This is a genomic window from Enterococcus caccae ATCC BAA-1240 (assembly GCF_000407145.1).
Classification (GTDB): Bacteria; Bacillota; Bacilli; order Lactobacillales; family Enterococcaceae; genus Enterococcus_L; species Enterococcus_L caccae.
This window is the reverse complement of record NZ_KE136472.1, coordinates 485,549-507,926: the sequence shown is the minus strand read 5'-3', so window position 1 is coordinate 507,926 and position 22,378 is coordinate 485,549. Positions and strand designations below refer to the sequence as shown.

The following is a 22,378-nucleotide window of genomic DNA, read 5'->3' as shown; positions in this document are numbered from 1 at the left end:
ACGCTAGTATTGTCTAGCCATTGATTCTTGACCAAAGAGATTGCGCTTGTGTTTGTGCATCATGCCAGATTTTTTCTTGATCAATGCCTTGCACTTCTCGATTTCTCATGCGAATTTCACCATTGATGATAGTATCTGTAACTGCTCCTCCATTCATGCCAAACAAGATATGAGAATTAATATTCTCTTTCGTCATAGGTGTTGGACCTTTATAATCCAACACAATCACATCTGCTGCTGCATCAGGTTCTAAAACCCCTAGTTTCTTCTCAAAATAGCGATTTGCCATTTGCGGATTATTATTGAATAACATTTGTGGCATTTCTGTCCAAGCGGCATTTGGATCAGCTAAATGATGTTTGTGGATAATATTGCCTACTTTATATGATTCTGTAACATCATTCGTATAACCATCTGTTCCAAGACCCATCAAGATTCCATACTCATTAAGCATACGCATTGCTGGCGGACATCCTACAGCATTCCCCATATTTGATTCTGGATTTGTTACTACCATTGTGTTTGTATCCCGCAATAATTCCATTTCATGTGGATTGATATGAATACAATGTCCTGCCATCGTTTGCTTGCCCAAAATACCTAGATCGTATAAACGGTTTACGATTGGCTTACCATACTTTGCCAATGAATCATAAACATCGGCAATATCTTCTGCAATATGGATGTGATAGCCAACATCTTTTGGGGTATAAGCGGCGCAATACTCCAACGATTTGTCTGACAGTGTAAAGGCCGCATGCATGCCCATCATCGCTTTTTGCATGTCATCCGTACGAGCAGCACTTGCTTTGATAAAAGTAGCATTTTCTTTGACTGCTGCTTTCATCTTTTCTTCACCGTCACGATCTGATACTTCATAGCATAAACAAGTACGGACACCTAATTCCTCAGCTGCATTAGAAAGTTGAGTCAAACTCCCTTCAATCGAGCCATAGCTTGCATGATGATCAAAAACCGTTGTCACACCATTTTGGATACTATCTAAATAAGCGATTTTTGCACTGTGATACGAATCTTGTAAATTTAAGGTTCGATCGATCCGCCACCATTGGCCTTCTAAAATATCCATAAAATTTTTAGGATGATAACCATTGATAGTTAATCCTCGAGCAAAAGTACTATAAATATGATTGTGCATATTGATAAACCCAGGCATGATCACTCCACCTTTCGCATCAATGTATTCAGCTTCTGGAAAACCTTCTCTTAACTCCATCGTAGTTCCTACTGCCTTTATCTTTTGACCGTCAATAGCCACACATCCATTGTCAAAAAAAGTAGCTTCCTTATCTCTGGTGATTAGGCGTCCATTTCCTATTAGTAACATCTTTTTCCTCCTAAATTACATTTATTTTTCACCCGAACAGAAATCGCTTACATATAGAAATAGTTCAAACATTCACGAATGAATAGATATCTGAATACTAGCTCCATAGCTTATTACAACTTTAAAAAAAGCGCTTGCATTCAAATTTAAAATTAACTATTTCCCTTAACTCGAGTAAATTATACCACTCAACCTAAAAAAAAACAATGCTACCTAAAAAATATTTTTTAGTGCAAAATGCCCATTGTCTTGTATTATGATTTACCGCATGATATTATTACACTCGAAGCTAGTAGAAGATAATGGATTTTTTCTAAAGATATACTAATCTATATCTGTTATTTTTCTATAATCATAAGAATTACATTAATCGAATACACAGCGATGTATCAGACATAACTTCTTAATTAGAAAGGAGCAAAATCATGCTCTCCGATGAAAAATTGAATTTTCTGACTCAAGTCGCAAAAGCTTTAGCTGGTCAGTTTGGTGAAAATTGTGAAATCGTGATTCACAAAATCAATGAAAATAATATTAACAATACGATCGTTTCTATTGAAAATGGTCATGTTTCCTCTCGCCAACTTGGCGATGGCCCTTCTCAAGTTGTTTTAGAAGCGCTAAAAAAAGACCCTGCTGATTTAATTGATCATATCAATTACTTAACACGAACTCATGACGGTCGTATTTTGAAATCGAGCACCATATATTTCAAAGATAAAACTGGGAGTTTAGATGGTATTTTTGCAATCAATTATGATATTACTGCTTTGATTGCTGCTGAATCTACTTTAAAATCGCTTATTTCTATCGATGAACATGAAAATGATAAAGAACCTGATTACATTCCTCAAGACATCAATGAACTGTTAGATGATTTGATCGAAGAATCTGTTAAATTAGTCGGCAAACCCGTTCCTTTGATGACAAAAGATGACAAAATCAAATGCATCCAGTTTTTAAATAACAAAGGCGCATTTCTTGTGACAAAATCAGGCGATAAAGTAGCTGGATTTTTCAATATTTCTAAATATACGTTATACAGTTATATCGACGCTAAGTAAAAATTAGGCAGCTATGTTAAAAAAACATAGCTGCCTAATTTTTATTCCACCAAATCTTAATATAGTAAGAAAGAGTAAAAGGAATTAATTTTTTTTTTCAATTGTGGTATTATAGATTGAGTTTATTATTGAATGTAACAATGATCGTTGAGATAAATTGGAGGGCACTTTATGGGAATCAGAAGTCATGTAGCAATAGCCGCTGGAAAAACTTCACAATGGGTTTTAAAAACTTTCTTCAAAGGTGGTAGTAGCTATCCTGGAAAATTAGCATTAAAAATCGATCCAAAAATCTTAGATACTTTGGCAAAAGATTATGAAATCGTTGTTGTCACTGGTACCAACGGCAAAACGTTGACCACGGCTTTAACAGTGAATATTTTAAGACAAGAATTTGATCATGTGCTGACCAATCCAACTGGTGCAAATATGGAACAAGGAATTGTTTCAACTTTCTTATCTGCCAAAAACAAAGGCGCTAAGAAAAAATTTGCAGTTTTGGAAATTGACGAAGCTAGTTTAAGCCGTGTTACAAAGTATATTGAACCGAAACTATTTTTATTCACGAATATTTTCCGTGATCAAATGGACCGCTATGGTGAAATTTACACCACTTACAAACTGATTGTTGACGGTGCAGCAGCTGCGCCCAATGCACCCATTTTATGCAACGGTGATTCGCCTATTTTCAATTCCGTTGAAACAATCAATCCAAGAAAATACTATGGCTTCAATCATATGCCAGATAAAGAACAGATGGCTCATTACAATACCGATGGCTTGCTTTGTCCAAAGTGCCATCATATTTTGCATTATAAAATGATTACTTATGCTAATCTTGGGAAATACTATTGTCCCAACTGTAACTTCCATCGTCCTGAACTAGATATCCAATTAACAAAAATGGTAGCGATGGATAATACGTCTGCTGATTTTGTGATCGATGATGCTGAATACAGTATTGCTGTTGGTGGTATGTATAATGTCTATAATGCTCTTGCTGCCACTTCTGTTGCTGAATATTATGGCGTTTCGCCTGAAAAAATTAGAGCTGGTCTAAGCTATGATGAAAAAGTTTTTGGACGCCAAGAAACAATCAACATCGAGGGTAAATTATGTACATTAATCCTGGTTAAAAATCCAGTTGGTTTAAACCAAGTGATTGATATGATGGGACTTTCCCCTTATTCTTTCTCGCTTGTTTCACTATTAAATGCAAACTATGCAGATGGTATCGACGTCAGCTGGATCTGGGATGGCGATCACGAAGCTTTTGCTCAAATGAATATTCCAGAAGTGATTGCTGGTGGTGACCGTCATACAGATATGGCTTTGCGATTAAAAGTTGCAGGAATTCCTGAAGACAACTTAAAAGAAATTCCTAATCTGGATGATGTGATCACTGCTATCAAAGAAGTACCGACAGATCGTGTTTATATTTTAGCGACTTATACGGCAGTTTTACAATTACGTAAATCATTAACTGCACAAGGTTATATTACTAACTAGCTTCATGAGCTAGTCTCTCGTAAAAGATAAAATAAGAGTGAGACAAAAACATCTCAGCCCTATTTTTCTGCTGAGACTGAACAAAAGTGAGCGTTATTACTTATATACGAGGAGGAATCTACAGTGCCCAAAGAATTAGTTGTGTGTCATTTGTATGGAAATTTACTGAATACTTACGGCGATAATGGTAATTTACTAATGTTAAAATATCTTGCTGAAAAAATGAATGTGACCTTTCACTCTGAAATCGTTAGCATTCATGAACCTTTTGATCCTAATAAATATGATTTAGTTTTCGTTGGTGGAGGTCAAGATTTTGAACAATTGATCATTTCAGAAGATATCCAATCGAAAAAAGAATCTTTGACTGAATACATCGAAAATGATGGTGTTATGCTCGCAATTTGCGGAGGATTTCAATTGTTAGGTCATTATTATATGGGCGCTAAAGGTGAAAAAATCCACGGAATAGGTGCATTGGATCATTATACATTAAGTCAAGATAACAATCGCTATATCGGCGATATTGTGATCCACAATGAAGAATTCAATGAAACATACTATGGATTTGAAAATCATAATGGTCGAACATTTTTAGGTAAAGGAGAGCGCCCTTTAGGTAATGTCGTTAAAGGAAAAGGAAACAACAGCGAAGATGGTTCTGAAGGCGTAATTTACAAAAATGTTTTTGGTTCTTATTTTCATGGACCGATTCTTGCCCGCAATGAAAATCTAGGTATTCGTTTGATCAAAACAGCATTAGAAAAAAAATATAATGAACCATTTGTAGTACCCCAAGAAATATTGACAGTTAACTAAACAAAAAGTGTTAGGAAAAATTTCCTAACACTTTTTTTAGTACTATGCCTCTACTCCAGGTTCTGAAGCAATAATCGTCAACTCACCTTCAATACGCCATTTTGCGATATCATTTGGTAAGATAAAACTTGTTCCTTTCGTTAGTTCATACCTTTCTGATTTCACTGTATCGACTTCTTCAACAATCAAATGACCCACACCATCAATAACCGTTGCTAGTGTATACGGCGCATTTTTCTTTATATTCAACACACCTTTAACTTGCCATTCATACACATTGAAAAATGGTGTTTTTAAATAGGTAATGATACTTGAACGTCCTTGGTTTTGTTGTTGGATCGATAACTGCGCATCCTTAGCTGGAACTGTTGTCACATCCACTGATTGCTGAATATGCAATTCTCTTGCTTGTCTTTGATCGTCTTTTCTATCATAATCATACACACGATACGTAGTATCACTGCTTTGTTGGGTTTCTAAAATCATGATCCCTTTACCGATTGCGTGGATCGTGCCACTCGGTACATAGAAAAAGTCACCTTTTTTAACTGGCACTTTCTTAAGTAAATCATCCCAGCGTTCCTCTTTGATCATCGCTTCAAGTTCTTCTCGACTCTTAGCATTATGTCCATAAATGATTGTTGCCTCTGGCTCAGCATCAATAATATACCAACACTCCGTTTTGCCAAGTTCGCCTTCATGAATTAATCCATAGGTATCATCTGGATGAACTTGTACAGATAAATCATCTTCTGCATCCAAAATCTTTGTTAGTAAAGGAAAAACCTCCCCTTTAGCATTGCCGAATAATTCGCGATGATTTGTCCATAAATCATCAAGTTTTTGACCAGAAAAGGGACCATTTTCTACTGTGCTCACGCCATGAGGATGAGCACTGATCGCCCAGTCTTCTCCGATTTTATTGCTTGGTAAGTCAAAACCGAATACAGTATGTAAACGATCTCCTCCCCAAATTTTTTCTTGAAACACTGGTTTTAAAAATAAAGGTTGCTGCATAGTTTAGAGACTCCCTTCCATTTATACTCATCAATTATACCACTAAAAAGAAAGCGATTCATCTTTGTTTGTTATTTTTTCTTTCAAATAAATTTCAATAAGTTCATCTCTCTTTTCAATATACTCCGCTCTCTTATCTACTGGATGAACACGATTAGAAAGAAAAATAAAGGCTTCTTTTTCATTAGGATCGATCAACAAAAAGGTTCCTGTATAGCCAGTATGAAACAAAATAGGCCTACCTGTTAAATCGTCTTTCAAGTCCCAGCCCAAAGAACGGTTGCCGTGTTTATTCGGCGTTTGATCAGCTAATAATGAACAAATCGTGGTTCTCTCCAATAGTTTTGTATCCTGATATACTCCTTCATTTAAATACATTGATGTAAATTTCTTAAGGTCAGTCAAATTAGTGAATAAACCTGCATTCCCTGCATGTTCTGCTAAAACAAAAGCTTTTGGATCATGTGTTTGACCGCGAATCAATCCTCTTACAGGATGATTTTCAGTTGGTACAATGTTGGCGGAATCCGTCGGTAGAAAAATACTCTCCCTCATATCCAAAGGATGTAAAACTCGTTCCTTAAAGAGTTCGATCACTTCTTTACCTAATAGCTCTTCCAACATAAATCCTAATAAAATCGTCCCTGTATCTGTATAGGATACTTTTTTACCGAGAGCTTCACCTGATTGAACCTGATTGTATGCACGCTTTAACTCTTCTTTTGATAGCGTATCTCGATTTTCGATGTAACTTTGGATATCAGAAGTATGCGTCAAAAGGTGCCGAATCGTTATTTTTTCATCCTCAAACGCAGGATAGTACGTTTTCAATGAGCGATCGATTTCGATTATTTTTGCCTCCATCAGTTGTAAAACTACTGTTGTTGTACAAATAACCTTTGTCAGCGAAGCCACATCAAAAAGCAACGAGCGATCTAATACTTCGGCTTCAGGAAAAATTTGAGCCTTTCCCCAGGTATGATCTTCAGATTCCGTTTTCGTCATAAAGGAAAAACTGACACCTGGAAAAACGCCCTCATTCATCATTATTTTGATTTTTTTGCTTGTTTCTTTATACATCATTTATTTTCCTCGTTAAGTTTAGTATTACGTCATGGCTAATCTCTCACAAACCACCATTCAATTTCACTTGGATCGTAAACAGTTAAAATAGTTAACTTCTTATCCACAAAAAACTTCTGTTGTTTCTCTTCCAAGTGTTGTTTTAGTTGTTTCATTTCTAATTCATTTTCTAAAGTCAAAACGAAAAAATCTACACCTAGAAGTTCTTTCTCCGCTCTTTCATGTCTATTTGGTTTATGTGAATCGTCTAAATAGATAGCAAAATTCCCATTTTTCATCGATAATTTATCCATCGAAGAACCTTCTGAAGTCATTCCAAAAATGTCTTGATAAAATGCCCGATGCTCAGACACATTATCAACACGTAATTTGATTCGATCAAATTCTACATCATCTGAAAGACTTGAATAAAGAACTCTGCTTTGTTGTATTAAGGGTTGAATATCCAGCGGTTCCGGTGTTGCTTCCACTTTATTTATTGAGGTCTGATGGCTAACTTCTAATTCGTTTCCTTCAGGATCTTCTAAAAATACACTTTTCCGCACACCTTGTTGTACCGATTTACGGATTGGGTAATTATGTGCCGTAATTCTTCTTAAAAGGCTACCAAATTCTTCCTCTGTCGGAATCACCAATGACAAACAGACAGTTCTATTAAAAGAGCTCGCTTGCTCTTCCATAGGATCTGATTCCTCTAATATCAACAATCGACTATCCTTCCGTTGTGAACCAAATATAGATAAATTATTTTCTTCCAATTTCAAAGTAAACCCCAACACATTTTTATAAAAACCAACCATTTTTTCTACATCTTTGATACGCAACGCAACCGTTTTTACATATACATCTTCTGACAATTGAAACTTTTCCATTCGTCTTCCCCCTCCGAATGTCTCCCTGTTTTTATTCTAAACATCTCTAATGATTTCAGCAAGTAAATGTACTTTTTACGTTCATTACTCAGATGAATTAGTTTCTCTAACTATCCATTCTATTTACCTAGACCAATCAAAAGATAAAATATTATTTAATGATCACTACTTTATTCTATACCAATTATCGAATAAAATGAATATAATAATCAAAATATGTTTTAAATAATATTCATAAATGTAAAAAGAAGCTAAGACATAACTCTATAAGTTACATCCCAGCCTCAAGAAATCCAAATAAACGGTGAAATTAGAAGTCGTACCTCTGGAAGTAAGGGAGCATTCACAAAATTCCAAAAAGTATTTTTCGTGAATCATCCCTTATTTCTCGAAGTTAGATACTCCTGTTCTACCCTGTTTTTTGAACTACCAACTATGTTGCTTAATTATAAATAGCTTTGATTGGATCCATTCTAGAAGCACTGATTGCTGGAATGATCCCAAATATAACACCCGTAAAAATTGATACTACCGTAGATATCACAAAAATTGCAGGCGTCATGACAGGAGTGATTGTAACGAAACTACCGACTATCGTAGAAAGTAGATACCCTAATCCAACCCCAATCAATCCTCCTAACAACGTGATAAACGCTGCTTCTAATAGAAATTGCATTAAAATCATTCGTGGTTTTGCTCCTATAGCTCTACGAATTCCTATTTCTCGTTTTCGTTCTGTTACAGAAACATACATGATGTTCATTACACCAATCCCTCCAACCAAAAGAGAAATCGCCGTAACGGCCATTAAGAACATCGTCATTCCACCGATTGCTTCTTCCATTTGTTTTTGACTCTTCTGTTCTTGATCATTTTCTTTGAAAATACCTTTAACATCTGGATGATTTTCACTTAAAATTGTAACAGCCTGAGCAATAACTTTTTGCTTATCTGCCCCTTCTTTTAACTTGAAGTTAATCCCACTGATCGACTTAGATGTTGCCAACTTATTGTAAGAACTTCTTGAAACGAAGCTACTTGATACTGTATTCCAATCCAATGACATTGCTTCAGCATTATCCAATGAATCATAATCAAAGGGCTCTAAAATACCGATAACTTTATACATATAGCCATTGATTGAAACAGCTTTTCCAATTAACTCACCAGGATCATCCATTTTTAAGCTCGTATCAAATGTATCATGATTTAAGATGATCACGTCTTTATTGATATCTCGATCATCAAAATCTCGTCCATATTTAATTTTATTGTTCCCTCTATTAGAAGTAACCATCAAATTTGCTTTTGCTCCAAAATAATCCAGCTGAGTCGTCAAATTATCTCCCATCATACCATCGCCATATTGCGGGTATATTGATTCAACCCCATCAATGTCTCTAACTTTCTTCATATCGACTCTGGAAAAGCTATAATCAGGTTCTTCGTAAGTCATCATCCCTGACGTACTTTCTTCCTGCATTGTATAATGAAGTTTAATGACATCTGTATTCATAGCGCTAGTCGCTGATGTCACTTGCTTTTTCATTCCCTCACCAAGTGTTGAAATCGTCACAACAGAGGCAATTCCTATAATTATTCCGATCATTGTCAGAAAGACCCGTAATTTATGCGCTCGCAAACTTAATAGTGTGCTGATCAATAGATTTGAAATCATCGAATCACCTCTTCTTCAAGAAAACGGCCATCTTTCATATGAATCACACGAGTGGCATATTTCTTCATGTCAGCGTCATGAGTAACCATTACAATCGTTTTCCCTTGGCGATTCAATTCAGTCAACAATTCCATGATTTCCGTTCCCGTCTCACTATCCAACGCACCGGTTGGCTCATCAGCCATAATCAAAAGTGGATCATTGACTAACGAACGGGCAATTGCGACACGCTGTTGTTGTCCACCAGACAATTCATTGACTTTCGCTTTTGTCTTAGTTCCTAAACCAACCAACTCTAAATATTTCTCTGCAATCCTACGTTTTTCATCATTGTTTTTTTTACCTGCATAAACACAAGGTAATTGTACATTCTGACTGACATTCAATGAGTTGATCAAAAAGAATTGTTGGAAGATGAAACCCAAGTACTCATTACGAAATTCTGATTTCTTATTTTCTGAAAGTTTAGAGACATCTTCCCCCTTAAAAAGATACGTCCCATCAGATACTCGGTCTAAAAAACCAATGATATTCATCAATGTGGTTTTCCCACTTCCAGATTTCCCCATAATCATAATAAATTCACCTTCATTGATCGTCAGATCCAATGATTTTAACACTTGCAATTTTTCTTTCCCAACTGGAAAATATTTATTTATTGCTTGCATCTGAATGAGAGGTCGCGGACTTTGCTCTTGTTGTATCATATATGCTCCTCCTATTCCTTAGCTGCTATAGGTGCTGCTTCTCCTGTTTCATCCTTGCTTTCTCCAATTAAATCGCCTTCTTTGACTTCTTTCTTCGAAGAAAGAATTATTCGATCAGCAGATTCTAATCCTGAATTCACAACTATATTTTCTCCTTTTTCTTCCCCTACTTGAATATCACGGCGAATTACAGAACCAAAATCATTGACTAAGACATATTTTTTGCCGTCTTGCTCATGGATTGCTTTTTTAGGAACTTCAATTGCTTTATTGTCACCTAAATTGATTGTTGCCTGCATATGGTAACCATTTTTTATGCCTTCTAAACTATCAAGTGATAATTTAACATTATAAGTAGACATCGATCCCTCAGCACTGCTACTTTCACTTGGCGTTGCTTTTGTTTCTGGCGGATTATCATCAATATACGAAATTTTCCCTGTAACGCTAGTACCATTTGAAACAACAGAAAGATTGGCCTTTTGATCAACAGCAATCTTCATTAAGTCTTTTTCGTTCACTTTTCCTGCAACATATAAACCATCTGATGTTAAACGAAGGATTGGTGCATTTTCGTCTTTAACCTCAGGTATGGAAACACGACCTTTGAACTTCGCTTTGGTTGAAATAAATTGTTTTGTAGACAAATCAGCAATCGTTTCATTTGAAAATAAGATTTCTTCATCAACACTGTCAACCTCTGCTTGATGTTGTTCATCAATTGCAGCTCCAGTTGTATTTCGCTCCTCTGCTTTGGTTTTATTATAATTATCGATTGCTCGATTCCATTTCTTATAGATATTCTGTTTTTTAGTAGCCAATTTACTTAATGTGTTATTTTGTGATTCTATTTCTTTCGTGATTTCTTTATCTTCATATGTGAATAAAATCGTTTCAGGTTCAACAACATCTCCATTATTCACTTTAATTTCAGGTGTACTTGTCATTTTTGCGTCTTTTGAAAATGCCTCAGCCTGTTCTGGCTGTACTACACCGTTGATATAGACCTGCTCGATATCAGGAACTTCAAAATATTCAATCCCTAAATCTTCTGTGTTCGCATTCTTTTCAGGTCCAACTGTCGGCTTTCCACCAAATAAATTGGGAAGAATAAATAGTCCGATGAGTACTACAGCAATGACTCCCACAATAACCATTATTTTTTTCTTTTTCATAACTCTTCACTTCATCTCCTTTTTTATAAAGCTATTATTTTCAATAACTTATGTTGTCATACTCTTCCATTTAACCATTATTCGTTAACGCATACAAGTTACATTTTTGTAATTTTGTGATTTTTTTAACTTGTAAGAACTCTTTTTTGACAATGAAAAACCTAGAATAATAAATGAATATTTCAGCTTATCCTAGGTTTCTTATATAGTTGAAAACTTATTTTTTTGCTTATTTAAACAGGCCATTTTAGCAGTGCAATTTGATTTTTGAACTGCTTAATACGTTCATTAAGATCCTATTCATGATTATGTTCGAATTGTCGATATCTCTCAGTTTTGGCGTAATAACAACGCTCCTGATTATCTTCATCATCAGTTCAAATTTCTTTTTACCTACATTACTCCGCTTAAAAAAGTTGATGACTGCATACATTTTACTCCTCCGACATCTATCCATGACTCTTTCACCTTTTATTTATTTAATTGAAATCCTGGTGAGGTTCATACCGTTGAGTGATCATCGATAGTCATAAAAGATATTTATAAAATGTTGCTTGTCCCCCAGTCAAAAATTCTAAAATCATTTTTGTGAACTATTTCTCTATTCCACTCATTATAAAATGAAAACAAATGAATTAGTTTCTATCCTGTTTTAAACTAATGTTTCTGAAATAATAGATGCCAGAAATATGTAGTTTATTTTATCTTAGATTGAGTCTAGTTACTTCAGTGATCACCCGCTTTACAGCTTCGACAACCTTTTCAAAGGATTGATTCGCATCAATTATATAGTGATACGGATACTCCCTCACTTTCGCTATATTTCCTGACTCTTGATCGTAAAGTGCTCCACGCTCTTTTATAATTTCTTCATTTTCTTCTCTACTTTCCAATCTTGATAATACATTTTTTTTAGATACTTCTAAAAAAATAGGAATAACCATATTTCCAAATTGTTTTTGAATTTCCTGAAATCCTTTAATCGTTAAAACATCATAAGCATAATGATCTTTAGTTTTGTTCAGTAATTCTGCAATTCCTACCCCGTATTGATTACCATGATACGTATCATACTCAGCTAGTGCTTCTGTGTTCACTAAATAGTCAAATTGTTCTTTAGTTTCAAAATAATAATCTATATCATCTTGTTCTTCTGATCTAATTGGGCGAGTTGTATGTGAAATCACTTTGTACTCTTTTGGAAAAACAGCTTCTGCTACTCGAGTTTTTCCTGATCCGCTCGGACCGATAATAACAAAAAAAGGATGTTTCAGCTTCTTGCTTTTCATCGTTATCCCCCCTGTGAATTCACTATACAACAATTAAAAGACAACTTCAAAGAAACAGACAATCATGAATACGTTCCAATCGTGATTGTCTGTTTCTATATATATATTTATATAGTATAAAGTAATTTTCCAATATAGTAAAAAATAACTATCAATTTGTTCCAGTGAATGTTATACTTACATAAATAGTATTTTAATTAAAAATACTGTGAATGCATCTTCTAACAGCACTAAACTTCCCCAAGCTTTGAAATGTTAGAAGATGCTCATATTTTTAAGGGGCTACGACAATCGCGAATACCCCAGCAACAACAGCAGCTAAAATCATTTTTTCTCCTCCATTCTAATAATATATAGTCTGTAAACATCTTTACAAGATAATAATAACAGACTATTAGAATTAAATAAATAACTTTAAGCTTTTATTGCATATTGAACAAGAATTAGAGTTGTTTTTTACAAATAATTCAAATCACTATGAAACTCTTCTTCTTTTTTGCCATATCTGCAAATCAAAGGAGTATAACGTATGAATATAGGTGAAACATTGCGTTTCTTTAGAAAACAATTGCATCTCACTCAAAAAGAAATGTTAGACAATTATTTAGACCCTTCGTCTTATTCCCGAATCGAGCATGGAAAACAAGTCATTAGAATAGATACTCTTGCAGAAGTTTTAAAAAAACTATCGGTGTCTTCTGAAGAGTTTTTTGCACATGTTTCTTTAGACGAAGATCAGAAAGAGTTTAAAGATCTTTTCTATTACTGTGCTTCTCACTTGGATAATCATACAAAAAAGAAAAAACTGATTGCCTATTATTCTACTTTGAAAGAAAGGCAGCTTAATTTAAAAGAATTTTCAAATTACATTGTTATAAAATCCTATTTTTCTCAGTTTTGGGAAGAAATCGACCCCATTACTGAACAAGAAATAAAAAAAACAGCTCAGTATTTATTGAAAAAAAATTACTATCAGCAATACGATTATGTTATTATCTGTAACATGATTAGATTCTTTACGTTTAAACAGCAAGACCTGATCATTGCTCGGGCAATCCCTATTCCAAATGAAAATCGACGAGACTATGTCACTAAAAATTTTGCTTACACAACCATTACAAATTTAATAACTTCTCGAATCTATGAAAAAGACTATAATGGTGCTCAAAAATATATACTTTTTGCAAATAAGCAAGATATGACTGCTTCAAATTACAATTATCGTATGAATTTACAATATTTACACAATTTATTACAGTATTTATTGACCGGAAATCATAAATACATGGAACATATTTATGATTTTGTTAGACTACTGGAAAATATTGGTGATACACTCCAAGCAGAAAATTTAAAAAAAGAAATAAAATTTTTAACATACAACCAATTTTCAATTCCAATGAAAGATGATAAAAACTATCCGATTGGAATCTTTAAATACTAGAAACTAAAAAGAGCCATAACTCAGATTAACTCTCTGAATTACGGCTCTTTTTAGTATTTTTATTTCAAATCTTGTCCATTCGTTTCAATTACTTTTTTATACCAATTAAATGATTTTTTCTCATAACGATTCATTGTACCTTCCCCGTTATCATCCAAATCTACATAAATGAAGCCATAACGTTTACTCATCTCACCAGTAGAAGCACTTACTAAATCAATACAGCCCCATGGAGTATACCCCATTAAATCTACACCATCTTTTACTGCATCTGACATTGCCTCAATATGGCGACGTAAGTAATCAATACGATAATCGTCTTCCACATAAAAGTTTTCATCTACTTTATCGATTGCCCCCAGACCATTTTCTACGATAAATAAAGGTTTTTGGTAGCGATCATATAATTCATTCAATGCAATTCTTAAGCCCTCAGGATCGATCTGCCAGCCCCATTCGCTCGCTTCTAAGAATGGGTTACGAACACCTCCTAATAAGTTCCCAACTACTGTATCCTCTTCCTCAGCTGTTTCATTGACTGCTGAAGACATATAATAACTAAATCCAATGTAATCTACTGTATGTTTTTTCATCAATTCTAAATCATCTTCGCCGATTTCTAATTCCATTACGCCATATTTATCAAACATACGTTGCTGATATGCTGGATATTCACCACGAACTTGAGCATCTGTACAATAGAAATTAAACTCTTGATTTTGTGCTAGTGTTGCCATTTGATTGATTGGATTTGCATCAATACTGTATGTTGTTGCGTAAATGATCATACAACCGATTTGCATGTCTGGATTAATTTCATGTCCAATTTTAACAGCTTTAGCGCTAGCTACAAATTGATTGTGCCAAGCTTGGAAAACATTTCGGTAATCACCAGCACCAGTTGCTTTGACCATTCCTTGACTTAAAGCTGGGAAATGGAATGCTGAGTTGATTTCGTTGAAGGTCATCCAATATTTTACTTTTTTCCCATAACGAGTTAACACAACTGTTGCATAGTTCTCAAAGAAATCGATCATTTGACGATTTTTCCAACCACCATATTCTTTCGCTAAGTGTAAGGGCATTTCATAATGCGAGATTGTAATAACAGGTTCAATCCCATGTTTTAAACACTCGTCGATTACTTGATCATAGAATTTTAGACCAGCTTCATTTGGTGTTGCTTCATCGCCTTTAGGAAAAATTCTTGTCCATGCAATAGAAAATCGATAACAGTTGAAACCCATTTTCGCAAACAATGCAATATCTTCTTTGAAGCGGTGATAATGATCAATCCCACGATGGTTAGGATAAATAAATTTGTCTTCATCGATTTCCCAATTAAATGTATCACTACCTAAAATTTGAAATCGTTGTTTCCCTCCAGGCATCGCATCTGCTACAGATAGGCCTTTACCGTCTGAACGGTAAGCACCTTCTAATTGATTAGCAGCAGTTGCACCGCCCCATAAAAATCCTTTTGGAAATGCAGTTGTCTTTGTTGACATATATATTCCTCCTTATTCTAAAAACTTAGAGGGCATGTTCAGCTCTGATAGAAAAATAGGAAACGATCACTAAGGTATTTTTAGTCTCATTTATAGTTTTTTTCCAAAGAACTAGCCCTCATAGCACGATAGCATAATACCCTACATTCGTTTAACGTACAATTGCCAAGAAATCTTCTCCATGTAAAACATCTGTTTGATCCATGTCTAATACATCTAGATAGTCACCACTATTTGTAACAACAATAGGTGTCACAACTGGATGACCAGCAGCTTTAATTTTTTCAATATCAAATTTAACTAACAAATCACCTTGCTTGACTTTATCTCCTTGTTTCACTAAAATATCAAATCCATCGCCATCCATCTCAACGGTGTCCATTCCAATGTGCATCAATACTTCTGCACCATCTTCTGTTGTGATCCCAACGGCATGACCTGTTGGAAATAGTGTTGTGATTTCTCCGTTAGCAGGTGCATAAAGTTCACCTAAAGTTGGTTCGATCGCAACCCCTTTACCTAAAGCACCTGATGAAAATACTTGATCTTCTACTTTGTCTAAAGAAACGATTGTTCCAGTAATTGGACTTGTTAAAACAATTTTATCGTTTTTATCGCTATTGTGCGCAACTGAGTTAGGATTATTATCTTTGGCAGCTGTTTCACTACTTGATTCTGGTTTATCTTCAAATTTTAAAATGAACGTTAACACAAATGCAATGACAAATGCAATTGCTGTTCCAATAACTGCAGCTACCAAACCAGATGTATCTTTTGTATCTTGTGGGATAAAACCTGGTAAACTCAATAAACTGATCAAACCAAAAACATAGTTTTGAACATGACTGAAACCGATAAATGCTCCACCGACAGCGCCACCAATACAAGCAGCAATAAATGGTTTTTTAAGTGGTAAAGTAACACCATATACCGTTGGTTCTGTAATCCCAAATACCGAAGTCATTGTAGAAGAAAGAGCTAACCCTTTTAATTTTACATTTTTTGTCATAAAGAAGACTGCTAATGCTGCTCCGCCTTGAGCCAAAACAGCTGGTAATAACATTGGTGCCATTGTATCAACTCCACCACCTGCTTGTGATAAGTTAAGCATCATAATCGGCACAAAGCCCCAGTGCATTCCAAACATAACGAATACTTGCCATAAACCACCCATTACAGCGCCTGCGATAATTGGACTAAAACCATAAATACCATTGTAGCCTTTTCCTAACAAGTCACCTAAGATTGTACCGATTGGACCAATTGCAATAAACGTAACTGGTGCCATTACCAAGAAAACTGCTAAAGGAACACAAATAATTTGTAAGAAAGAAGGAATCACTTTCTTAAAGAAACGCTCAACATAACTTTGAACATAAACTGCTAAAATAATTGGAATAACAGATGATGTATACGCACTTGCCCCAATAATTACAGGGATACCAGCAAAAGTCAGCGGTTGTCCTGCTAAAGCAGTAATACTAGGATGAACCAGCGCCATTGCAAGACAGACTGCCAAAAACTGATTCGTTTTGAACTTTTTCGCAGCAGTAAATGCCAGTAGAATCGGTAGAAATGTGAAAATCCCATCAGCAATTGCAAAAAGAACAACATAAACACCTGATTTATCAGTCAGCCAATTCAGTGTAACAGCTAATGTTAAGAATCCTTTTAAAACCCCAGCTCCAGCCATTGCGCCTAGGAACGGTGTAAAAATAGAAGAAATAATATCGATCAATTGATTAAAGATATTACCTTTAGGTCCTGTGTCTTTTTCCGAATCATCGTCACCTAAACCACTATGTGCCATCAATTCTTTATAGACATCGCTGACATGACTGCCGATTACGACTTGATATTGCCCGCCACTTCTAACAACCTGAATCACGTCAGGATCTTGATTTAATTTTTCAGTATCTGCTTTTTCCTCATCTTTTAATTTGAAACGTAAACGTGTTGCACAATGAACTACGCTATTCACGTTTTCTTCTCCGCCAACTAGCGTTAAAACGCGTTCAGCTATTTCTTGATTTTTACTCATTTTATATACCCCATTTCTTTAATTTTTTATATAAAAAAACCTAAACTGAAAAAACAATAATTAACTATACTTACAAAAACACATAAATATAATTGATCACTTGTTTTTTCAATCTAGGTTTTGCCTGCTAAACAGTAACAATCCGCTTCGATTGAAAGTTAAATTTTAAAAGATATAAATGCTATGCCTTTCGATCACCAGCGACACGCTGAATGTGAATGGTCAAATAAATTTGTTCTGCTTTGTCAATCGGTTTTTGATACTTTTTTACTAGATAGTCATTGATCCTTTGGACTGACTGAAATGCTTTAGGATACTTACTCTGAATCAGCTCGTAAAGAAAATCGTCTTCTTCATCATGTGCCTCATTTTGCAAGTAACGTTGGGCAAAATATTGTAAGTGCGTCACGATCCTTTGGTAATTCAATGAATCTTCGTCAAAAGGTTTGCCAAAATAACGACTAATGATTGTTAATATGTCTCGTACCATTTCGGTTGCAGACATTGTCACTTCCATATTCCCATTTGCTTGTTCGCTATTTACGATATGGAATGCAATAAATCCTGCTTCACTTTCAGAAAAATCGACGTCCAGTTTTTCCTTTATCAACGCTACCCCTTTTCGAGCGATAGCAAATTCTTTAGGATAAAACTTTTTTGTTTCAAACATCAGTGGATTAGGCATCTCAAGACCTTCTTTAGCTCTCATGATGGCGTAGTGCACATGATCTGTCAAGGTTAAATAGATATTAGAAGAAAGTTCGATTCCTAAATCTTCTTCAGCCATATCTACAATTGTTTTAACAATCTCAACCTCTTCTAATGGAATATCCGCGAACAACTGCTGGAACTGCCCAGATGTAATAGAATCTTTCAGAACAAATTCTTTCTCAATAAATGTGGGATCAATTAAATCACCAATCTTTTTTTGAAACGCTAGTCCTCGGCCCATACAGACGATTTCTTCACCTGATTCATTTTTTGTCATGACGACATTGTTGTTTAAAATTTTTTCAATATACATGATGAACCTCACTTTTACAAATACAAATGAAAAAAACCTAGAATCCACCCAAATAAACTGCTATGGAAGATTCAGGTTTTGCCTGCCGAACAGTAACAATCCTTATTACATGCACAGCATACCATTATTTTTAATCATTTGCAACCCTTTTCAAAAATAAACTATAAAATAGTTTATTGGACACTTCTTAAGAATTGTCAAAACCCGATTGCAAAGCAAATGAAAAAGCGTTACAATCGATCCCAGAGTTTTAAAAAATCTATTCAAAGGATGAGTTGCATGTTTGAATCAATTTCTACTCCAGATTTTGAAACACTTTATACGAACAAAGAACTTAACGTCATCGATATCCGTGAAACTAATAGTTACCTACAAGGTCACTTAGCCCATTCTATATCACTACCTGTTACGGTTTTACCAAATATGTTACAAAAATTGAATAAAGCAAAAACGTATCACATCATTAGTTACAGTGGTCGCCGCTCTGAAGTCATCGCCTCTTTTATGGCTACTAAAGGCTTTCACGCAGTCCATGTAATTGGCGGAATAAAACAACTTTCTAAAGATTTTTAAATAAGCAAAAAATAAGTATTCAGCAGTTGAATACTTATTTTTTATAGAATTTATGCAAAAACATTGATTTTCTTACTTTTTATTAGTAAAATAGTTTGTGTTTATAAATAATGATACTTAGGTATTTAAAGGAGATTTTACATGTCAAAATTACTTGTTGTAAAGGCACACCCGCTTACTAAAGAAGAATCTCGCTCTGTCCGAGCTTTAGAAACATTTTTAGAAAGCTATCAAGCACAAAATCCAGCGGATGAAATCGATGTTCTTGACGTCTATTCTGACTTTGTGCCAGAGATTGATGAAGAATTACTTTCTGGATGGGGTGCATTACGTACTGGAACTGAATTTACCGCTTTAAATGAAAGCCAACAAACTAAAGTTGCTCGTTTCAACGAATTAACTGATCAATTTTTGAGCGCTGATAAAGTAGTTATTGCCAATGCTTTGTGGAATTTAAATGTTCCATCTCGCTTAAAAGCTTGGGTTGATACAATCAATGTAGCTGGCAAAACTTTTAAATATACTGAAGAAGGTCCTAAACCTTTAACTACTGGCAAAAAAGCCCTACACATCCAATCAAATGGCGGTTTTTACGATGGACAAGACTTTGCTTCTCAATATGTAAAAGGCATTTTGAACTTTATTGGTGTTGCTGAAGTCGACCAATTATTTATCGAAGGAATCGACCATCATCCAGAAAAAGCGGAAGAATTATTAGGTGCCGCTATGGACCAAGCAACTACTTTAGGTAAAACATTTTAAAAATATAAAAGCCGAAACAGACAAATTTGTCCATTTCGGCTTTTTTTATTCAAGTTTTTTTAATTCTTCTTCTTCATGATATAAACTTGATACATCTTTATACCATTCAAATATGTGGGTAATGATGACCTTAGCCGCAGCATAAACAGGTATTCCCAAAATAACTCCTACAACACCAAATAGTTTCCCAGAGGTCAATAATACGACTAAAATCGTGACTGGATGAATATCAAGTTGACTCCCTAATACCAACGGTGAAATCACACGTCCTTCAATTGTTTGTTCAATAACAAAAACAACTAAAACCTTGGCTAGTAAAACGGGGCCACCTACAATACCTAAAAAGACAGCTGGTACCATTGCTAAAAATGATCCTAGATATGGAATCAGATTAAGAAAACCTGCTGTGATTCCTAGTGTAATCGCATAGTCTAGACCTATAAAGGAAAAGCCTAAAATAAACATGACTGCTACAGCAAATGCGACTGTTAATTGACCACGAATATAAGAAGAAACTTGAGAATTCACTTCTCCTAATACTTTCAATGTAGGCTGACGCATTTTATTTGGTAAAAATTTCATCAGATATGGCGCTAACTGTTTACCATCTTTCAATAAATAGAATAAGATAAACGGCATTGTAATGATTGCAACAACAATGGTTGCAACAGCTCCAAAGAAACTACCTAACCCTTGTACAGTAAATGTAGAAATATTACGAATGATATCTCCTAACGAATTAATTAGCCGATCCCCCATATCCTCTAACTGACTACGAAATTGAGCAAAAAATGGATCACTTAAGATCTCTTGCATTTTTTGATCGATCGTATCGATATATTGAGGAAAATGATTTCCGAAACTAATCGTTTGTTCTTGAATTTTAGGCACAATTACAACAAGTCCCCAAATAATCAATGCTACTACAACAATGAATAGTCCGATAATACTCCAAAGCCGAGGTATTTGTTTTTTTTCTAGATAATCAACTACTGGATTCATTAAATAATACAATATCCCAGCCATGATCAAAGGCAACCCAACGACTCCAACAAACTGCCAAACTGGTTTAAATAAATAGGAGACTTTTGTAAATACTAATAAAATCAACAAAATGAGTAACACTATCAATAATGAGGTCACAACTTGATTATTTAGGAACCAACGCCAAAACCAAGAAAATCGTTTTTCTTTATCTTTCTCTTGTCCCATTTACTCACACTCCAAGCGAATCATACTCAATTATTGTTCCAACTTTGATTGTTGGAAATTGGCTAGGATCAAGATATAGGCCATTCACAATCGCGTCTTCTTCAGGTACTTCTGCAAAAACTAACGTTACGTGAGCAATACTATTTAAGTTATTATTGGCAAATGGTCCAACGTATTGAATCGTATATTCTTGTTCATCGATCCTTAGCAGATTTCCTTTTTTAATATCTAGCGTCGGTAGTTCTTGAAATTTTTGAATCACTGAATACTCTTTTAATCCCTCTGTAGCATTTTCACCAAAAAGAATAATCATCGGCTCTTTTTCATCTAGTGCACTCGCACCGATTTCTGTCACTATAGCTTTCATCCATTTATCGCTCCTTCTCCAATTGATCATCTTCATTATAACATATAACCTTTTACCTTATTTGTTATTTTAGGCTTTTAGAATTGATAAAAAAAGTGAGTGAGACATAACTCTTCGAGTCATATCCCACTCACATGAAACTTAAATAAACGATTGAAACACAAGCAATCCCTTCGGAAAGAAGATGGAATTAAACCCTTCTATCCCAAACTCTTTCCATATACGATTGATTTATTTTAAAACTATTACGATAAAATTGTCACTTCTACTTGTCTTCGGCCCCAATTAATACATTGTGATACATCTGAAAAATGGAGGTCAATAATATTTCCTTTGATTGCACCACCAGTATCACTAGCAATTGCTTCACCATAACCTTCAACATATAATTTTGTACCTAGAGGAATAACCGTAGGATCTACTGCAATCGCCATCGGATCTACCCTAAGGTCTTGTCCCATTGCAGTTAAATTCCCGCCACCTATAAATCCTTCATTGCAAGAATAAGCAGTCGCCTCCATTAGTACCTTTTGACCACTTGGTTTAGTGCCTTCAATTTTTTCTTTAGCTAGTTCAGCTTCTACTTGTTTTTTGGCAAGTTGTTCTTTTTTATCTGCTTCGGCTTTTGCTTTAGCTACCTGCTCTTTTTCAATTTGTTCTTTAGCTAGAATATCTGCTTTTACTTTTTGAAATGCTTGCCCATCCATTATTGAATTGATTATTGTGTTTGATAACGACTTTGCCTTATGTTCTGGTAGAACAGTGTAGTCTGTTAAACTTTTTATTTCACTACTTTTATTTTCAGCTGCATACACAGGGATAACTGATCCTGTGATAAAACAGGTAATGATAAAGAAAATCGATAACCACTTACGCTTCATTTAAT

20 protein-coding genes are annotated in these 22,378 nt (G+C 34.8%); 6 read left to right on the top strand and 14 right to left on the bottom strand.

Features of this window, described 5'->3' with window-relative positions; all coding sequences use genetic code 11:
* Positions 1–13: 13 nt before the first annotated feature.
* Positions 14–1,348, bottom strand: a complete 1,335-nt coding sequence (gene ssnA, locus I580_RS02235) for a putative aminohydrolase SsnA (protein WP_010772936.1) — start codon at positions 1,346–1,348, stop codon at positions 14–16.
* Between the two features lie 425 nt (positions 1,349–1,773).
* Between ssnA and I580_RS02230 the strand changes: the two genes are divergently transcribed.
* The 3 genes from I580_RS02230 to I580_RS02220 all read left to right on the top strand — a co-directional run bounded on the left by I580_RS02230 (position 1,774) and on the right by I580_RS02220 (position 4,740).
* Positions 1,774–2,412: a helix-turn-helix transcriptional regulator gene (locus tag I580_RS02230; protein ID WP_010772937.1), complete on the top strand. Its 639-nt coding sequence runs from the start codon at positions 1,774–1,776 to the stop codon at positions 2,410–2,412.
* A 171-nt stretch (positions 2,413–2,583) separates the two neighbouring features.
* The gene (locus I580_RS02225) at positions 2,584–3,921 is read left to right on the top strand and encodes a Mur ligase family protein (RefSeq protein ID WP_010772938.1); all 1,338 of its coding nucleotides are present in this window, start codon (positions 2,584–2,586) and stop codon (positions 3,919–3,921) included.
* 123 nt (positions 3,922–4,044) lie between these two features.
* Positions 4,045–4,740, top strand: a complete 696-nt coding sequence (locus tag I580_RS02220; RefSeq protein ID WP_010772939.1) for a type 1 glutamine amidotransferase — start codon at positions 4,045–4,047, stop codon at positions 4,738–4,740.
* Positions 4,741–4,782: 42 nt separating this feature from the next.
* On the opposite strand, the gene manA is transcribed toward I580_RS02220, so the two are convergent.
* The 7 genes from manA to I580_RS02180 form a co-directional block, all read right to left on the bottom strand.
* Positions 4,783–5,757: a mannose-6-phosphate isomerase, class I gene (gene manA, locus I580_RS02215; RefSeq protein ID WP_010772940.1), complete on the bottom strand. Its 975-nt coding sequence runs from the start codon at positions 5,755–5,757 to the stop codon at positions 4,783–4,785.
* Between the two features lie 42 nt (positions 5,758–5,799).
* Entirely contained in the window at positions 5,800–6,837 is a 1,038-nt protein-coding gene (locus tag I580_RS02210; protein WP_034860451.1) for a serine hydrolase domain-containing protein, read from the bottom strand.
* Between the two features lie 38 nt (positions 6,838–6,875).
* Complete coding sequence (locus I580_RS02205) at positions 6,876–7,712, bottom strand: VOC family protein (protein ID WP_010772942.1); 837 nt, start codon at positions 7,710–7,712, stop codon at positions 6,876–6,878.
* A 442-nt stretch (positions 7,713–8,154) separates the two neighbouring features.
* Complete coding sequence (locus I580_RS02200) at positions 8,155–9,390, bottom strand: ABC transporter permease (RefSeq protein ID WP_010772943.1); 1,236 nt, start codon at positions 9,388–9,390, stop codon at positions 8,155–8,157.
* Entirely contained in the window at positions 9,387–10,097 is a 711-nt protein-coding gene (locus tag I580_RS02195) for an ABC transporter ATP-binding protein (protein ID WP_010772944.1), read from the bottom strand. The genes I580_RS02200 and I580_RS02195 overlap by 4 nt, the downstream gene beginning before the upstream one ends.
* An 11-nt stretch (positions 10,098–10,108) precedes the next feature.
* Positions 10,109–11,272, bottom strand: a complete 1,164-nt coding sequence (locus tag I580_RS02190) for an efflux RND transporter periplasmic adaptor subunit (RefSeq protein WP_010772945.1) — start codon at positions 11,270–11,272, stop codon at positions 10,109–10,111.
* A gap of 701 nt (positions 11,273–11,973) precedes the next feature.
* The gene (locus tag I580_RS02180) at positions 11,974–12,561 is read right to left on the bottom strand and encodes a guanylate kinase (protein ID WP_010772947.1); all 588 of its coding nucleotides are present in this window, start codon (positions 12,559–12,561) and stop codon (positions 11,974–11,976) included.
* Between the two features lie 529 nt (positions 12,562–13,090).
* Between I580_RS02180 and I580_RS02175 the strand changes: the two genes are divergently transcribed.
* Positions 13,091–14,005: a helix-turn-helix domain-containing protein gene (locus I580_RS02175; RefSeq protein ID WP_010772948.1), complete on the top strand. Its 915-nt coding sequence runs from the start codon at positions 13,091–13,093 to the stop codon at positions 14,003–14,005.
* Positions 14,006–14,064: 59 nt separating this feature from the next.
* Here I580_RS02175 and I580_RS02170 read toward each other — a convergent pair whose 3' ends face one another.
* From I580_RS02170 to licT, 3 genes are all read right to left on the bottom strand, one after another.
* Positions 14,065–15,513, bottom strand: a complete 1,449-nt coding sequence (locus tag I580_RS02170; RefSeq protein WP_010772949.1) for a glycoside hydrolase family 1 protein — start codon at positions 15,511–15,513, stop codon at positions 14,065–14,067.
* A gap of 151 nt (positions 15,514–15,664) precedes the next feature.
* On the bottom strand, positions 15,665–17,554 hold the full coding sequence (locus I580_RS02165; protein ID WP_010772950.1) for a beta-glucoside-specific PTS transporter subunit IIABC: 1,890 nt from the start codon (positions 17,552–17,554) through the stop codon (positions 15,665–15,667).
* Positions 17,555–17,735: 181 nt separating this feature from the next.
* Positions 17,736–18,578 carry a BglG family transcription antiterminator LicT gene (gene licT, locus I580_RS02160; protein ID WP_010772951.1) on the bottom strand — a complete coding sequence of 281 codons (843 nt, stop codon included), beginning with the start codon at positions 18,576–18,578 and terminating at the stop codon, positions 17,736–17,738.
* Between the two features lie 279 nt (positions 18,579–18,857).
* On the opposite strand from licT, the gene I580_RS02155 reads away from it, so the two are divergent.
* Together I580_RS02155 and I580_RS02150 are read left to right on the top strand one after the other, a co-directional pair.
* On the top strand, positions 18,858–19,151 hold the full coding sequence (locus I580_RS02155; RefSeq protein WP_010772952.1) for a rhodanese-like domain-containing protein: 294 nt from the start codon (positions 18,858–18,860) through the stop codon (positions 19,149–19,151).
* A 141-nt stretch (positions 19,152–19,292) separates the two neighbouring features.
* The gene (locus tag I580_RS02150; RefSeq protein WP_010772953.1) at positions 19,293–19,913 is read left to right on the top strand and encodes an FMN-dependent NADH-azoreductase; all 621 of its coding nucleotides are present in this window, start codon (positions 19,293–19,295) and stop codon (positions 19,911–19,913) included.
* Between the two features lie 45 nt (positions 19,914–19,958).
* Here I580_RS02150 and I580_RS02145 read toward each other — a convergent pair whose 3' ends face one another.
* From I580_RS02145 to I580_RS02135, 3 genes are all read right to left on the bottom strand, one after another.
* Entirely contained in the window at positions 19,959–21,125 is a 1,167-nt protein-coding gene (locus I580_RS02145) for an AI-2E family transporter (RefSeq protein WP_010772954.1), read from the bottom strand.
* A gap of 4 nt (positions 21,126–21,129) precedes the next feature.
* Complete coding sequence (locus I580_RS02140; protein WP_010772955.1) at positions 21,130–21,492, bottom strand: PTS glucitol/sorbitol transporter subunit IIA; 363 nt, start codon at positions 21,490–21,492, stop codon at positions 21,130–21,132.
* A 245-nt stretch (positions 21,493–21,737) separates the two neighbouring features.
* Complete coding sequence (locus tag I580_RS02135) at positions 21,738–22,373, bottom strand: 3D domain-containing protein (RefSeq protein ID WP_010772956.1); 636 nt, start codon at positions 22,371–22,373, stop codon at positions 21,738–21,740.
* Positions 22,374–22,378 lie beyond the last annotated feature (5 nt).

Bases quoted from the DNA above. Each gene is read 5' to 3' on its own strand.
- I580_RS02230 (WP_010772937.1), top strand. From the start codon at position 1,774: ATGCTCTCCGATGAAAAATTGAATTTTCTGACTCAAGTCGCAAAAGCT.
- I580_RS02165 (WP_010772950.1), bottom strand. From the start codon at position 17,554: ATGAGTAAAAATCAAGAAATAGCTGAACGCGTTTTAACGCTAGTTGGC.
- I580_RS02210 (WP_034860451.1), bottom strand. From the start codon at position 6,837: ATGTATAAAGAAACAAGCAAAAAAATCAAAATAATGATGAATGAGGGC.
- I580_RS02150 (WP_010772953.1), top strand. From the start codon at position 19,293: ATGTCAAAATTACTTGTTGTAAAGGCACACCCGCTTACTAAAGAAGAA.
- I580_RS02175 (WP_010772948.1), top strand. From the start codon at position 13,091: ATGAATATAGGTGAAACATTGCGTTTCTTTAGAAAACAATTGCATCTC.
- I580_RS02140 (WP_010772955.1), bottom strand. From the start codon at position 21,492: ATGAAAGCTATAGTGACAGAAATCGGTGCGAGTGCACTAGATGAAAAA.
- manA (WP_010772940.1), bottom strand. From the start codon at position 5,757: ATGCAGCAACCTTTATTTTTAAAACCAGTGTTTCAAGAAAAAATTTGG.
- licT (WP_010772951.1), bottom strand. From the start codon at position 18,578: ATGTATATTGAAAAAATTTTAAACAACAATGTCGTCATGACAAAAAAT.
- I580_RS02225 (WP_010772938.1), top strand. From the start codon at position 2,584: ATGGGAATCAGAAGTCATGTAGCAATAGCCGCTGGAAAAACTTCACAA.
- I580_RS02205 (WP_010772942.1), bottom strand. From the start codon at position 7,712: ATGGAAAAGTTTCAATTGTCAGAAGATGTATATGTAAAAACGGTTGCG.
- I580_RS02200 (WP_010772943.1), bottom strand. From the start codon at position 9,390: ATGATTTCAAATCTATTGATCAGCACACTATTAAGTTTGCGAGCGCAT.
- I580_RS02195 (WP_010772944.1), bottom strand. From the start codon at position 10,097: ATGATACAACAAGAGCAAAGTCCGCGACCTCTCATTCAGATGCAAGCA.
- I580_RS02180 (WP_010772947.1), bottom strand. From the start codon at position 12,561: ATGAAAAGCAAGAAGCTGAAACATCCTTTTTTTGTTATTATCGGTCCG.
- I580_RS02190 (WP_010772945.1), bottom strand. From the start codon at position 11,272: ATGAAAAAGAAAAAAATAATGGTTATTGTGGGAGTCATTGCTGTAGTA.
- I580_RS02135 (WP_010772956.1), bottom strand. From the start codon at position 22,373: ATGAAGCGTAAGTGGTTATCGATTTTCTTTATCATTACCTGTTTTATC.
- I580_RS02170 (WP_010772949.1), bottom strand. From the start codon at position 15,513: ATGTCAACAAAGACAACTGCATTTCCAAAAGGATTTTTATGGGGCGGT.
- I580_RS02145 (WP_010772954.1), bottom strand. From the start codon at position 21,125: ATGGGACAAGAGAAAGATAAAGAAAAACGATTTTCTTGGTTTTGGCGT.
- I580_RS02155 (WP_010772952.1), top strand. From the start codon at position 18,858: ATGTTTGAATCAATTTCTACTCCAGATTTTGAAACACTTTATACGAAC.
- ssnA (WP_010772936.1), bottom strand. From the start codon at position 1,348: ATGTTACTAATAGGAAATGGACGCCTAATCACCAGAGATAAGGAAGCT.